Origin of the sequence: Bacillus sp. JJ1609 (assembly GCF_036967045.1) — a bacterium.
Classification (GTDB): Bacteria; Bacillota; Bacilli; order Bacillales; family Cytobacillaceae; genus Mesobacillus.
On record NZ_JBALSS010000001.1, the window covers coordinates 311,933 to 325,684 of the forward strand.

Annotated in this window: 14 protein-coding genes; 8 read left to right on the plus strand and 6 right to left on the minus strand. The window is 40.2% G+C overall.

The window, feature by feature from the left end; all coding sequences use genetic code 11:
* Nucleotides 1-186, plus strand: a 186-nt coding sequence (locus V7654_RS01560; protein WP_335427935.1) for a hypothetical protein, incomplete at its 5' end; no start/stop codon positions are given.
* On the opposite strand, the gene V7654_RS01565 is transcribed toward V7654_RS01560, so the two are convergent.
* Nucleotides 176-370, minus strand: coding sequence for a hypothetical protein (locus tag V7654_RS01565; RefSeq protein ID WP_335427936.1), 195 nt, complete (start codon nt 368-370; stop codon nt 176-178). The genes V7654_RS01560 and V7654_RS01565 overlap by 11 nt on opposite strands.
* Nucleotides 371-738: 368 nt before the next feature.
* Between V7654_RS01565 and V7654_RS01570 the strand changes: the two genes are divergently transcribed.
* On the plus strand, nt 739-927 hold the full coding sequence (locus V7654_RS01570) for a DUF2187 family protein (RefSeq protein ID WP_207498658.1): 189 nt from the start codon (nt 739-741) through the stop codon (nt 925-927).
* A gap of 49 nt (nt 928-976) precedes the next feature.
* Here V7654_RS01570 and V7654_RS01575 read toward each other — a convergent pair whose 3' ends face one another.
* A complete protein-coding gene (locus V7654_RS01575; RefSeq protein ID WP_335378961.1) occupies nt 977-1,093 on the minus strand; it encodes a DUF6254 family protein in 117 nt (38 codons plus the stop codon).
* Between the two features lie 129 nt (nt 1,094-1,222).
* On the opposite strand from V7654_RS01575, the gene V7654_RS01580 reads away from it, so the two are divergent.
* Together V7654_RS01580 and V7654_RS01585 are read left to right on the plus strand one after the other, a co-directional pair.
* Nucleotides 1,223-1,834: a CPBP family intramembrane glutamic endopeptidase gene (locus V7654_RS01580; RefSeq protein WP_335427937.1), complete on the plus strand. Its 612-nt coding sequence runs from the start codon at nt 1,223-1,225 to the stop codon at nt 1,832-1,834.
* A gap of 165 nt (nt 1,835-1,999) precedes the next feature.
* The gene (locus V7654_RS01585; RefSeq protein ID WP_335427939.1) at nt 2,000-2,671 is read left to right on the plus strand and encodes a hypothetical protein; all 672 of its coding nucleotides are present in this window, start codon (nt 2,000-2,002) and stop codon (nt 2,669-2,671) included.
* 109 nt (nt 2,672-2,780) lie between these two features.
* On the opposite strand, the gene V7654_RS01590 is transcribed toward V7654_RS01585, so the two are convergent.
* Nucleotides 2,781-3,059, minus strand: a complete 279-nt coding sequence (locus tag V7654_RS01590; protein WP_335427940.1) for a hypothetical protein — start codon at nt 3,057-3,059, stop codon at nt 2,781-2,783.
* A gap of 74 nt (nt 3,060-3,133) precedes the next feature.
* Nucleotides 3,134-4,177: a YkvI family membrane protein gene (locus tag V7654_RS01595; protein WP_335427942.1), complete on the minus strand. Its 1,044-nt coding sequence runs from the start codon at nt 4,175-4,177 to the stop codon at nt 3,134-3,136.
* 222 nt (nt 4,178-4,399) lie between these two features.
* Between V7654_RS01595 and V7654_RS01600 the strand changes: the two genes are divergently transcribed.
* Together V7654_RS01600 and V7654_RS01605 are read left to right on the plus strand one after the other, a co-directional pair.
* Nucleotides 4,400-6,556 (plus strand): ATP-dependent Clp protease ATP-binding subunit, encoded by a 2,157-nt coding sequence (locus tag V7654_RS01600; protein WP_335427943.1) that lies wholly within the window; start codon nt 4,400-4,402, stop codon nt 6,554-6,556.
* Nucleotides 6,557-6,680: 124 nt separating this feature from the next.
* Nucleotides 6,681-9,701: an efflux RND transporter permease subunit gene (locus V7654_RS01605; RefSeq protein WP_335427944.1), complete on the plus strand. Its 3,021-nt coding sequence runs from the start codon at nt 6,681-6,683 to the stop codon at nt 9,699-9,701.
* A gap of 116 nt (nt 9,702-9,817) precedes the next feature.
* Here V7654_RS01605 and V7654_RS01610 read toward each other — a convergent pair whose 3' ends face one another.
* Together V7654_RS01610 and V7654_RS01615 are read right to left on the minus strand one after the other, a co-directional pair.
* On the minus strand, nt 9,818-11,512 hold the full coding sequence (locus tag V7654_RS01610) for a M3 family oligoendopeptidase (protein ID WP_335427946.1): 1,695 nt from the start codon (nt 11,510-11,512) through the stop codon (nt 9,818-9,820).
* A gap of 127 nt (nt 11,513-11,639) precedes the next feature.
* Nucleotides 11,640-12,080 (minus strand): MarR family winged helix-turn-helix transcriptional regulator, encoded by a 441-nt coding sequence (locus V7654_RS01615; protein ID WP_335427947.1) that lies wholly within the window; start codon nt 12,078-12,080, stop codon nt 11,640-11,642.
* Between the two features lie 417 nt (nt 12,081-12,497).
* Between V7654_RS01615 and V7654_RS01620 the strand changes: the two genes are divergently transcribed.
* Together V7654_RS01620 and V7654_RS01625 are read left to right on the plus strand one after the other, a co-directional pair.
* Complete coding sequence (locus V7654_RS01620) at nt 12,498-13,067, plus strand: LemA family protein (RefSeq protein WP_335427949.1); 570 nt, start codon at nt 12,498-12,500, stop codon at nt 13,065-13,067.
* Nucleotides 13,068-13,069: 2 nt separating this feature from the next.
* The coding region (locus V7654_RS01625) for a TPM domain-containing protein (protein ID WP_335427950.1) at nt 13,070-13,752 on the plus strand (683 nt) is incomplete at its 3' end.

Consider the following 13,752-nt stretch of genomic DNA (forward strand, 5'->3'; position numbering starts at 1 on the left):
CGAGAACAACTCAAAGAGAAAATCAGTCGTCGAGTTGTTATGAGAAGAGGTCCGAGAACAACTCAAAGAGAAAAACAGGTTACGAGTTGTTTTGAGATTAGTATTAAAACAGAAACAAAAAAAAGAAACGCTTATGCAGCGCTTCTCATTGATCTTCACTCATTTATAAAAATTCTTAACTCCTAGGCTCGTCCAAATATTGATAAATGACATCCCCGCCTCTTTGGGCAATTCCCCTGTAATGTTTAAAATCTTCCCTGTTTACGATCACTTCCCGAAAAATCATGAAATCTTGTTTCGACACAAATATTTCATCCACTTCTTTATTCTTTAGGCTGTCAAGCATTCTAACTGCTTGTTCTTTATCCATCGAAGTCCACTCCCTAATTGTATAAACTAACAACTATTTTATATTTTCCCAATAATAATGCAACAGGCAATCGCCTAATTCTGAATGTAATGAAACTTGATGTTTTTGATATTTAATTGATGGGAAATAAATAGTATTGCCGCTTTAACTAGTTGCTTAATATAAGAAATTAAAGGAACAACATATTTTCCTGTAGATGGAATCTAAAATTTCTTATATAATAACAATTATATAAATTGAATTTTCTAACTTTTAAAAAGTGAAAATTTCGTGAACATTTGAAATTTATAACGAATTTTTCTTTACGGCTTTGTAATTTTAGTGCAAAATGTTAGTAATTCGAAAGATAACGAAGGAGCGAGGTTATTTTGAAGAAAGCTGAAGTGGGAAATGTAATCGAATTCAAAGAAGGATTACAAGGGGTTGTAGAAAAAGTCAATGAGAATTCCGTCATTGTCGATTTAACTTATATGAACAATTTCCGCGATTTAGAATTAGATCAGAGAACTGTTATCAATCATAAAAACTATAAGATTATTAAGGAAACAGCCTATTAATATATGGAAAATCAAGAAAAAGCAGCCTGGGCTGCTTTTTCTTATTGGATTATTTTTTCTTTTCCTTGCCTGCCAATTCCTTAAATGATTTTACTTTCCCGTGAGGGTGCTGATCTTGCTTGCGGACAGTCCATTTGCGTTCTTGTTCATGTTTTGATTCTGACATGATAATACCTCCCAAATAGAATTTACTTCTGTCTTACCATTCCCCAATTAGATGAAATCTTTTCCTTACAACTTTAAGCAATTTTTTGATACAATAAGTTTTGTTTCTTCTGGAAAGGGGTTAGTTTTAATGAAAAAATGGATGGCGGATCGCAGATTGATTTTAGGTATATTGATCGCACATCTACTATTATTTTTTACCTTCGAGGATAAGACAGTATTCTGGTATATATTCACAGCATCCATGCTAGTATTAATCAGTTATTCCATCAAACATGAAGAAATCGAAGATCAGGCTTCGACTTTATCATATTTTCCCATAGGGGTTGCATCGGGACTTGGCCTTTTTGGACTCTTCTGGCTGGGAAGCTCATTTATCGATATACTTAACCTCCCTTTAACCACGCAAATTTCTCGACTATACAGCAGATTTTCACCAGAAATAATCTGGCATTATCTTGTGCTCGTTTTAATCATTGCTCCTGGAGAAGAAATTTTTTGGAGAGGATTCATCCAAAAGCGCCTTAATAAACATTATGGCATGAAAATGAGCATCGGACTTTCTGTATTCCTATATGCCTCTGCTCACCTTTATTCCGGAGAATTTATCCTTGTGCTTGCTGCGATCACCGCAGGAACCGCTTGGAGCATTTTATATGCCTGGAAGCGAAGCCTTCCTTTAGTTATTGTCTCTCATATTGTGTTTGATTTATTATTATTTGTATTCCTTCCGCTTCGATAAAAAAAATGACTTAACCCACTAATGGCCTGAATGGGTCATTTTTTTATTGTTACGACATCTTGTACATGTTATCTTTTTTTTAGGGTATTGTGGTTGTAACTTATTTATATCATTCGCGTCTAAAAGAATAGTTAACACCAAATGAGAATACAGGGGGCAATATATATGAACAAATTAGTAAAACCTTTTGCAGTGCTTAGCTTGTCCGCAATGTTTATTGCAGGATGTGGTTCTGATGAGCAACCTGCTGATAAGACAACAGCTTCAAAGCCAGTATCTACACCTGAAAATACTGAAAAAGAGCAAGCTGATGGACAAGAAACAACAGACCAGAAGCAATCGGAAGAAAAAGGTGAGGATGGCGTAATTCGGATCCTTGAACAAAACTTTACTTATAAAGTCAATGGTGAACAGAAAGAAGAAACAGCCTTCTTAAAATACAATGACAATCAAAACTATTCTATGTATGTTTTACCTGAATATGAGCTTACTGGAGAAGAACCTAATAAAGATGTCCTCTTCTTGACTGAGGATGACAGTGTCTTTATGAGGATTGAACTGCTTCCTGCAGATATCGAGTGGGCTTTAATGGAAGAAAACACAAAAGCCCAGCTAACAGCTGTAGGACCAGATGTGAAGGAAGCCGAAATTCCTGATGATGCTTTCTTTGAAAATGCATGGGCAATGGAAACAAAGAGCGGACCAGAGACTGTAACATCATATCTGATAAAAAATGAACAACAGCCAATCAAATTGACATTATTCACGAAGGATAATGCTGATCATAGGAATGCCTTTTTGGAAATGGGCAAAACCATCCTAAAAGGGAACAAATAAAAAAGAAGGGGCCTCCCTTCTTTTTTATTTGGCTGAGTTTTTGGATATTTTTGTGTTTTTTAGAAACTTCTATGATTAGAGAAAATCAACAGACAAGTTTACAAAGCCTTTATATTAAATTGAAAACGAAAAGATTTACTGTGACTACAATTCCAAAGGAGACAAACCCAGCAATTTTTACGGGATGCCTGTTTTGGTATTCATTCAATGGAGATACCCTTTTTACAATTTCCCAAAAAAGTGTCGTACCTCCAATCATGATCATAACCCCCAGGACAAAGTTATCGAGAGAATTTGCAACCATAATTATATGATTGATAAAAAGAATCCAAAGATAACCTAAAAAAGCATTAAGCAGAACAGACATTACCAAATCTTTATTTTTCATGCCCATCACACCTTTACAAGCTTTTGTTAATAATTGAATTCTACAACATATTACCATATATTAGCAATAAATATTTAACTCTTTGTATTCACTGGTTTCATCCATAGTAGGATAATAAAAATTAAGCTGATGTAACCAAAAACGGGATACAGAATCGAAAGCAGTGTTCCATAATGGATTAGGCTTATAAAATAGCAAATCAGAAACAACAATGATACGACAAACATACTAGGAAGCTTGATGTGTTTTTGGATCTGCCTTTCCAAACCGAAGATGTTGCCAATTACTGACGTAAAAATCTCTCCATAAACGATCAATACAAAAATCCAGTACAGACCAGAAGCCAGCTGCTTCATGATTACTGCCATCGGAATTTCAAAGGTTTCAAACCCTGGCAGCATGATCAAGGTTAAATGACTGGAAAGGAGAATTAATGTCAGGGCGATGCCTCCAATAATTCCGCCCCACTTCACGGTATTGTCGTCCTTAATTTCCGCTGCTACTGGGACAAGCACTGCCTGAGCAAGCGAAAGATTTAATGCTGTGTATGAAAATGGAGCCACAACGGATTTCCATCCATCCTCTGAATATGGCATAAAAACCACTTGTTCGATAAAGCCTGGCAATTGCACTGATAGGAAGACTAGGATTAGACTGAATATGATCATCATTGGCACAACAAATGTATTTACTGCAAATACCCCCTTCAAGCCGACGAACATGACTGCAAGCGAAAGAGCGATTGTAATGAATACTCCAAGTGATTTGGTCAGTCCAAGTTGTTCTTCAAATACAGCCCCAGCCCCAGAAAGCATAACAGCACATACCCCAAGAAGCATTACCAGCATGACTAGATTGATCAATCTTCCGAAAAACTTCCCAAACAGATGTTCATTCATTTCTTCATATGAATGGGCTCCAATTGAGGCAGCAATTCTCATCAGCTTGGAGCCCATGTAAATAAGCATATATCCGCTCATGAATATTCCAATCAATCCAAATATGCCAAAGCGGGAAAAAAATTCGACGATCTCCCTCCCGGTCGCAAAGCCGGCACCCACCACCGTGCCAACATAAACAGCAGCGATTTGAAAGGCAGCTCCCCAGTTTGTCTTCAAAGCATTCCCCTCCTCCCTTTCAATATATGTGAACTAAGACAAACCATGACGAGCTTTTAAAAAGAGTAGTTACAAAAATGTAAAAATTACCATAATCAAAATTATTGAAAGTCAAAAAAGGTCAAAGTATAATGAAAGTAGATTGATCAAAGATAGTCAAAGTCAAAAAAACGACTATTTTGATTAAAAATATAAATAGATACCTTTGAAGGAGGAATTTAAATGCTTTGCCAAAATTGCCAGGAGAAACACGCTAATATCCAATTGAAAGTAAATTTAAACGGTAATCAGAAGCATTTAATGCTCTGTGAAGATTGCTACAATAAAGAGCGAGAAAAATTAGGTGCATCCTTCGGCAGCCAAATGTCCGGATTTGCCGGTTTTGGAGGTTCGCCATTTAACGATATGTTTAAACAATTGTCAGGTAACATGAACAATGATATCCCAGATCAGATTCCAGCTGCTCCCCCACATAAGACAGCTGGTGGGGGAAACGGATTTATTGATCAATTCGGAAGAAACTTGACCCAGATTGCCAAGACAGGCCTGATCGACCCTGTCATCGGCCGCGACGAAGAAGTAAAGCGTGTCATCGAAATTTTAAACAGAAGAAACAAAAACAATCCAGTTCTCATTGGTGAACCCGGTGTTGGTAAGACAGCCATCGCTGAAGGTCTCGCATTAAAAATTGCAGAAGGCAATGTACCGAATAAATTGAAAAACAAAGAAGTTTATCTGTTAGATGTAGCTTCCATGGTTTCCAATACAGGAATCCGCGGACAATTTGAAGAAAGAATGAAACAGCTGATCTCAGAACTGCAAGCTCGCAAGAATATCATTTTGTTTATTGATGAAATTCATCAGCTTGTAGGCGCTGGCTCTGCTGAAGGCTCCATGGATGCAGGAAATATCCTGAAGCCTGCGCTCGCACGTGGTGAACTGCAGGTCGTCGGGGCGACTACGCTGAAAGAATACCGTCAAATAGAAAAAGACGCAGCACTGGAAAGACGCTTTCAGCCTGTGCATGTACTTGAACCAACTGTGAACGAAGCAATTGAAATCCTGAAGGGAATCCAGTCTAAGTATGAAGACTTCCATGAAGTTTCATTTGAAAAAGATGCGATCAAGGCATGCGTTCAACTATCACACCGCTATATTCAGGATCGATTCCTTCCTGATAAAGCGATTGACTTAATGGATGAAGCCGGTTCAAAAATAAATCTTGTATCTGATTACACAAATCAAAACGATGCGGAGAGCCGCCTTGCTGAAATTGCGAAGGAAAAGGAACAGGCTCTTAACCAGGAAGACTATGAAACTGCCGCTAAGCTCCGTGACGAAGAGACAAAGCTTGAAAAAGCTTTAAATGCAAACGGAAATTCAGCCCGTCCGGTCGTTACAGTCCAGCATATCCAGGAAATCATCGAAAAGAAAACGGGAATCCCTGTGGGAAAGCTACAGGACGATGAGCAGGAAAAGATGAAGAATCTTGTTGCAAATCTGAATGACAAAGTCATTGGACAGGAAGAAGCTGTTCAAAGGGTTGCAAAAGCGATCCGTCGCAGCCGCGCAGGCCTGAAATCCAAAAATCGACCAATTGGATCTTTCCTTTTTGTTGGACCAACTGGTGTGGGTAAGACAGAATTAACCAAAACACTTGCTGAAGAATTATTCGGTTCTAGGGACGCAATGGTTCGCCTTGATATGAGTGAGTATATGGAGAAGCATAGTGTTTCTAAGCTGATCGGTTCACCACCAGGATATGTTGGACACGAGGATGCTGGCCAATTGACTGAGAAAGTCCGCCGCAACCCTTACAGCATCATCCTGCTCGATGAAATCGAAAAAGCTCATCCTGACGTCCAGCATATGTTCTTGCAAATCCTTGAAGATGGACGCCTGACTGACAGCCAGGGACGTACAGTGAGCTTCAAGGATACCGTCATCATCATGACAAGCAATGCAGGCGTTGGACACAAAACGATTAAGGTTGGATTTGATCAAAGCGAGGCTGTTACTGAATCAAGCATTCTTGATTCACTTGGCCGCTTCTTCAAACCAGAATTCCTTAACCGATTTGACAGCATTATAGAATTCAAATCACTTGAAAAGGAAAGTCTTCTTCAAATTGTCGACTTGATGCTAGCTGAGCTGAAAAACACTCTTAAAGAACAAAATATCAGCTTAGAAGTTTCTAATGAAGTAAAAGAGAAATTAGCGGAGCTTGGATATCACCCTGATTTCGGCGCACGTCCACTTCGCCGTTCTATACAGGAACAGCTTGAGGATTCCATCGCTGACTTCATCCTGGAAAAGCCGGCTGAAAATGAACTGACTGCAGTTATCGAAAATGACACAATCACAATTAAACGTAAATAATGCAGACGCCCGGACATTGTTCCGGGCCTTTTTAATTTTTTTAGATTTTTACAGTTTAAAAATGAAAACTACATAAAAGGCATATAGAATAAAAGCATACATTTTAAGAAAAGAGGTAAACCTTATGCAGTTCCTGACAAAATTCAGTTTAAAGAATTCTTTTGCTGTATTTATCATTTCCTTCTTATTAATTCTTGGAGGATTGTATTCTTTTACACGCTTAAAGGTGGATTTGCTCCCTAATATCGAGTTTCCACAACTTTCAATCGAAGTCGTGTATCCCGGTGCTTCCCCGCAAGATATTAATGAACAGGTAACGGAAAAACTGGAAACAAAATTAAAAGGTATTGAAGGCATCAAAAAGATGCAGAGCTCATCTTTTGAAAGCATCGCCATCATCAATCTTGAGTTCCCTTTTAATACAGATCTGGATGATGCCGAGCAGCAAGTAAATACTTATATAAAAGAGGCTGGACTTCCAGAAAATGTACAGACGAATGTAAACAGATTTTCCTTTGGCTCCTTCCCTATTTTTAACATTTCCCTTTTTGCCAAAGGGGACCAAGACCTTGAACAGCTTGTAAATCAAGAAATCATTCCTGAACTTAATAAAATCCAGGGAATTAACAGTGTTTCCGTTGGCGGGCAGACTGAGGATATACTCCAGATAACCATTGATGAGAAAAAAGCAGCCCAACTGGCACTAAGCTTAAATGAAATTAAAGAAACGATTAACTCGAAAAAGTTTAGCTTTCCAGCTGGGAACCTGAACGAAAATGAAATCCAGGTCCCAGTCAGGGTACAAGAGAAAATTGAAGAAGTCAAAGAGCTTGAAAACTTGCTGATTAAGTCAAAATTTGCTCCGGAGGCTCCTGCGGTAAAGCTTGGTGATATTGCCTCCATTGAGGTTGTAACAGAAAAGCCAGAAATCACCCGCTACAATGAAAAAGAATCTTTATCAATGGCGATCACGAAAAAACAGGATGCCAATACAGTAGAGGTTGCTGAAAAAGTATTAGCCGTAATAGACAGCTATAGCGAACGCCTTGACTACGCAATTGGCTTTGATTCTGCAGAGGGCATCGAAAAGTCTGTTAATACATTAGTAAAAGAAGGATTGTTGGGAGCACTATTCGCATCGATTGCGGTACTTATTTTTCTAAGAAACTTCAGGGCTACCATCATAGCCATCGTTTCAATACCGCTCTCGCTTTTAATCTCTTCTATCTTCCTTAATCAGCTCGATATTTCTTTGAATATCATGACACTCGGTGGCATGGCCGTTGCTGTTGGCCGAGTTGTGGATGACAGCATTGTTGTAATCGAGAATATCTTCAGGAGAGTCCGGAAGACAAAGGAAGGCATGACAGATGAACTGATCCAGGATTCAACCAAAGAAATCCTGAAAGCAATCACTTCTTCGACCATAACAACAGTCGTCGTATTCCTACCTCTTGGGCTTGTAGGCGGGATTACCGGAGAATTCTTCCTTCCATTTGCGCTGACAATTGTATTCTCATTGCTTGCATCATTAATCGTCGCGATTACGATCGTTCCTATCCTTGCAAAATTCTCATTTAAAATGGTGCCTAAGGAAGAAAAGGAAGGCGCTATGCAACGCGCATATGCAAGTGGCATTAAGTGGTCACTCAACCATAAAGCACTTGTCATTGTACTTTCATTCCTGCTTTTGGCAGGCTCAGGTTTCCTTGTAAAAGGTCTTGGCTTTACTTTCATCCCTAACGAGGAACAAAGGCTGCTTGTCGCTACCTTCCAGCTCCCTTCCTCTACATCGCTCGAAAAGACGAATGATGTTTCAATGAAGGTAGAGGAAATGTTTGCAGATAAAAAGGAAATCAAGGACGTAACGGTAGGGATCGGCAGCCGCGATTTCCAAACTGGTCTGAAGCGTCAGAACCAGGCAAATTATTTTATCAGCCTTGATGATGGCGCAAGCGTTTCAACCTTTATACCAGAGCTAGAAAAAGAAATGGAGGAAATTGTACTTAAGATTGAACCGGATGCGAAAATAGTCATTCAGGAGCAATCTACAGGCGGACCTCCATCAAATAACAATGTAAATATTGACCTTTATTCGACTGACCTAGCAGCATTGCAGAAGGCAGCTGCAAGGGTTGAAGAATATATGAAAGAGCAAGATGATTTAAAATATGTCTCGAACAATTTTTCCGAAAAACAAAAGCAAGTGATTGTGGATATTGATTCTGAAAAATCTGCAGAACTTGGTCTTTCAGGATTCCAGATTCTCGGAACGATCACAGATAAAACAAAGCCTGTGGATGCGGGGACAATGAAACTAGGTGAAGAGGAACGGAAGGTTTCGATCACTTATGATGATCAATCAGAGACGATAGCAGATTTAAAGAATACGATAATTTTCACCCAGCAGGGACCTGTCCCGATTACAGATATTGCCGAAATCACAGAAACAGACGCCTTTACGTCCATTCAGAAATTGGACGGAAAAATATTCGCACAAATCTCTGCACAAATTGCTTCCAATGATATTCGGTCTGTTTCTACAAACGTCATAAACGGTGTGGAAAAGCTTGACCTTCCTGATGGTGTTTCCTTAGAAGGAGGCGGAGGAAGTGATGAAACAGTCGAGACGTTCACTCAGCTTGGCATTGCCATAGTGGTCGCAATCGGCCTTGTTTACCTGACAATGCTGATTACATTTGGGCAGGCAAGGATTCCATTAATCATTCTTTCATCCTTGATTTTCGTCCCAATTGGTTCACTGCTTGGGCTTTGGATTGCGGATGAACCAATGTCTGTAAGTGTCATGATAGGATTGCTGATGCTAATTGGTATCGTTACAACAAATGCCATTGTCCTTGTAGACAGGATCGGCCAGAATCGTATGGAAAAAGGAATGACAATACGCGAGGCTCTTGTAGAGGCAGGGATAACAAGACTGCGGCCAATCCTGATGACCGCCTTTGCTACCATAGCAGCCTTAATCCCGTTAGCACTTACAACTTCATCAGGCACTTTAATTTCAAAAGGGCTGGCAGTGACGGTGATAGGGGGACTTACCTCCTCTACCCTGCTGACACTGATTTTAGTACCTGTCATTTATGAAGTATTTTTCTACAGGCAGGTTAAAAAGGAACGCAGATAGCAAACTGATACTTTATAGATTGCTTTCTAACCAAGTTTTAAGTACTCAAATTAATATGCACATCACAGAAAATAGTAAAAAGCGAAGCCCGCAGGCTTCGCTTTTTACTATTTATATTATAGTTTGCTGTCGTCTACGGAATCCAGCCAGCTTTCAATTTCTCCAATTACTGATTCGACACAGCCTTCTTCAAAAGGTGAGATCAAATTAGCAGCTTTTACTAGCTCAGTAAAGGCCATGCTGCCACCTAGCTTGCATAGATTCGCGTAATCCTTCCATGCTTCTTCCTGGTTCTCTCGTGAACGCTTCCAGAATTGGAAGGCACAGATTTGCGCGAGTGTATAATCGATATAGTAGAATGGAGAATTATAAATATGTCCCTGGCGTTGCCAGAATCCGCCTTCCTCCAGGTATGCATTCCCGTCATAATCTTTATGTGGAAGGTATTTCTTCTCGATTTCACGCCATTGCTGCTTGCGCTCTGCAGGAGTTGCTTCCGGGTTTTCATATACCCAGTGCTGGAATTCATCAACTGAAACTCCGTAAGGCAGGAACAGAAGAGCCCCGCTCAAATGAGAGAATTTGTACTTATCTGTATCCTCTTTAAAGAACAATTCCATCCACGGCCAAGTAAAGAATTCCATACTCATCGAATGGATTTCACAGGCTTCATATGTTGGCCAATTGTATTCAGGGATTTCGAAATGGCGGCTTGAATAAACCTGGAAAGCATGCCCTGCCTCATGGGTGAGAACATCAATGTCTCCTGATGTACCATTGAAATTAGAAAAGATAAATGGCGATTTATAATTTTCAATATACGTGCAATAACCGCCTCCGGCTTTCCCCTTCTTAGCAACAAGATCCATAAGGTTGTTTTCATTCATATATCGGAAAAATTCGCCAGTTTCACTCGAAAGCTCATCATACATCTTCTGCCCGTTATCTACAATCCACTCCGGTCTTCCTTTAGGTATTGCATTGCCTGTTTCGAAGCCAAACGGTTCATCATAATACTTTAGTGCGTCAACTCCAATGCGGTTCAACTGGCGTTCCTTGAGCTTTGTAGCAACAGGAACAATATATTGGTGAACCTGGTCCCTGAAAGCAGCAACCATTTTGCTGTCGTAATCTGTTCGGTTCATACGGAAATAGGCCAGCTCTACAAAGTTTTTATAACCAAGCTTATGGGCAATTTCCGTTCTTACTTTTACAAGCTCATCATAAATCCGGTCAAATTCATCTCCATGTTCAGAGAAAAATGCGAATTTTGCTTCACTTGCTCTTTTTCTTGTTTCACGGTCTTTCGACTCTGTAAAAGGATCAAGCTGTGCGAGAGTCCTTTCTTCACCTTCAAACATAATTTTTGCTGAAGCTACTAGTTTCGTATATTCAGTAGATAGTTTATTTTCCTTCTGCATCAAAGGAACAATCTCAGGAGAGAACTGTTTTAATTGTGCTTCTGCCAGTGCGAAAAGCTGGCGGCCCCACTTAGCTTCAAGTTCATCTTTGTAAGGTGATGCAACTAATGCTTCGTAGTATTTCGTCACAAGTCCCTCTACCTGAGGTGCCAGTTCATCAAGAAAATCCTGTTCCTGCTTATAGAACTCGTCCTCTGTATCAATTGAATGGCGGATATAGCAAAGGTTGAACATTGTCCCAACATCATTGCGAAGTTCATTGATTTCATTCATTGCTGTACTCTGTTCTTTAACAGAACCAGCATTCTTGAATTTTCCCAGAAGCTGATCAAATTTCACTGTAACCTCTTCAAGATTTGGACGCGTATATGTATACTGCTCAAAATTCATGTTATTGCCCCCTTTTTCTCTATCTGGGATTGAGCCAATCCCCATCTCTTTCCTATTCTACGGATATTCATTATTTCCCTTTTTATTCCGAAAAAATAAACAAAAAAACGGCTAAGACGCCGTTTTTTTAATATTTGCTGACAGAAAGCCCGAGCTTTTTTAATAACTCAATGGCGGTTGCCTTTTCCTCATCTGCAAGGCTGTCCATCAATTCATGGATCAACGCGCTGTGTTCTGGGAAAATCTCTTCGATCAATTTTTTTCCATCGTCTGAGATTTTAGCGTAAGTCACTCGACGGTCTTTTGGACAGGCGACTCTATTGAGATATCCTTTTTCTTCAAGCTTGTCGACAACATAGGTGATGCTGCCGCTAGCTAGCAATATTTTTCCGCCAATCTGCTGTAATGGCTGCTCCCCTTTATGGTACAAAAGCTCAAGGACAGCAAATTCAGTAGGGTTCAGTCCATTTTTCTGGATAACCTTGTTTACTTTTTCATTAACTGCCCTGTAAGCTCTCGACAGGACAATGAATAATTTTAAGCTTTGGTTTTCTCTCTCATTGTTCATGCTAATTCATTCCTTTACCTTTAACGACTTATCCATAAGTAGAGTATATCTGAATTTCTTTCTTTTATCAGTATTTCCCTTGATTTTATTCTAAAAACTATCATTCCAGTTGGCTCTATTGTGGGTGGAGTTTTTTAAGAAAAGGCTCTGTTAGCGTTAACTGTTGATTTCCGTTCCAGGCGCATCGCTTTCCGCGGGGCGTGCGGTGAGCTTCCTCGTCTCTTCGCTCCTTCGGTGTCTCACCTGTCCCGCTGCTCCCGCTGGAGTCTTCGCGCCTTCCACTCCAATCAACAGGCTTAAAAACAACATTGACCTTTAGCAGAGCCTAAGAAAAAAACCTTTAAGTTTAAAAACCTGCTAAAAGAGGGAAAAATACGGGCATCACCAATACATCTTAGAAACAGGAGTGGCAAATGTATGAAAAAAGGATTAGGAATTATTATTGGTTTGTTAGTCATAGTCGGTATTTTTATCATGATGGGAGTAGGAAGTTATAACAGCTTCGTTAACGAAGAGGAAAATGTTAACCAGGCATATGCTCAAGTTGAGAACCAGCTTCAAAGACGGCTCGACCTTATCCCGAACCTTGTTAATACTGTAAAGGGATATGCTGCTCATGAAAAAGAAGTGATTCAATCGATTTCAGATGCGAGAGCACGCTTAGCCGGAGCTAAAACACCCGAAGATCAGGCAACTGCTAACGCAGAGCTATCTGGCGCTTTAAGTCGATTGCTGGTTGTAGTTGAGAATTATCCAAACTTAAAAGCAGACAAACAGTTTACTCAATTGATGGACGAGCTTGTTGGCACGGAGAACAGACTGGCAGTGGCAAGAAAAGACTATAATGATCAAGTAGCCGTGTATAACAAAAAGGTCAAGCAGTTCCCAGGTGCCATGGTTGCAAGTATTACCGGTTTTGACGAAAAGGAATATTTCAAAGCGGACCCAAGGGCACAAGAAGCCCCTTCGGTTGATTTTGGAGGCTAACCATGAGCCAAGGAAGGTTCTCCGGATTAGCAGCAATAATTGGCATCCTGCTGTTGCTGCTTCCGGTCGGAGCAATCGCGGCACCAAATGAAATTCCGGCACCTGTGGGGGACATCTATGTCCAGGACTTTGCGAATATCTTAAGTGAAAATGAAGAAATCCAGATGCGTAACATAGGAAGGTCGATTGAAGATCAAACAACCTCCCAAGTTGCGGTTCTCACAGTCGATTCCATCGGTGACACAAGCATTGAAGAATACTCAGTTGAAGCCTATCGCAAATACGGCCTGGGCACTGAAAAGGATAATAACGGTGTTCTGCTAGTATTGGCGATGAAAGAAAAAAAAATAAGGATTGAAGTTGGGTACGGACTTGAAGGGACGATACCTGATGGCAAAGCAGGAAGAATTCTTGATGAATACGCCATCCCCCACCTGAAAAATGGCCAGCCTAATCTGGCGGTTATGAATACGTACCAGGCGCTCGCAAATGAAGTTTCAGGCACCAATGAGTTCGGAGATGTCCCGCAACAGCAGCAACAAGAGCAGGATTTCCCAATCCCAACCTGGCTGCTGGTCATTATCATAATCGGGGTTGTAGTACTCGATTTCATGTTTTTTGGAGGCACTCTAAGCTATTTCCTCCTTTCAATTGTTTCAAGAGGAGGTGGCGGTGGTGGTGGAGG

What these genes read in the sequence shown, in the direction of transcription:
- V7654_RS01565 (WP_335427936.1), bottom strand. Translation starts at nt 370, where the DNA reads ATGGATAAAGAACAAGCAGTTAGAATGCTTGACAGCCTAAAGAATAAA.
- V7654_RS01575 (WP_335378961.1), bottom strand. Translation starts at nt 1,093, where the DNA reads ATGTCAGAATCAAAACATGAACAAGAACGCAAATGGACTGTCCGCAAG.
- V7654_RS01580 (WP_335427937.1), top strand. Translation starts at nt 1,223, where the DNA reads ATGAAAAAATGGATGGCGGATCGCAGATTGATTTTAGGTATATTGATC.
- V7654_RS01585 (WP_335427939.1), top strand. Translation starts at nt 2,000, where the DNA reads ATGAACAAATTAGTAAAACCTTTTGCAGTGCTTAGCTTGTCCGCAATG.
- V7654_RS01590 (WP_335427940.1), bottom strand. Translation starts at nt 3,059, where the DNA reads ATGAAAAATAAAGATTTGGTAATGTCTGTTCTGCTTAATGCTTTTTTA.
- V7654_RS01600 (WP_335427943.1), top strand. Translation starts at nt 4,400, where the DNA reads ATGCTTTGCCAAAATTGCCAGGAGAAACACGCTAATATCCAATTGAAA.
- V7654_RS01605 (WP_335427944.1), top strand. Translation starts at nt 6,681, where the DNA reads ATGCAGTTCCTGACAAAATTCAGTTTAAAGAATTCTTTTGCTGTATTT.
- V7654_RS01610 (WP_335427946.1), bottom strand. Translation starts at nt 11,512, where the DNA reads ATGAATTTTGAGCAGTATACATATACGCGTCCAAATCTTGAAGAGGTT.
- V7654_RS01615 (WP_335427947.1), bottom strand. Translation starts at nt 12,080, where the DNA reads ATGAACAATGAGAGAGAAAACCAAAGCTTAAAATTATTCATTGTCCTG.
- V7654_RS01620 (WP_335427949.1), top strand. Translation starts at nt 12,498, where the DNA reads ATGAAAAAAGGATTAGGAATTATTATTGGTTTGTTAGTCATAGTCGGT.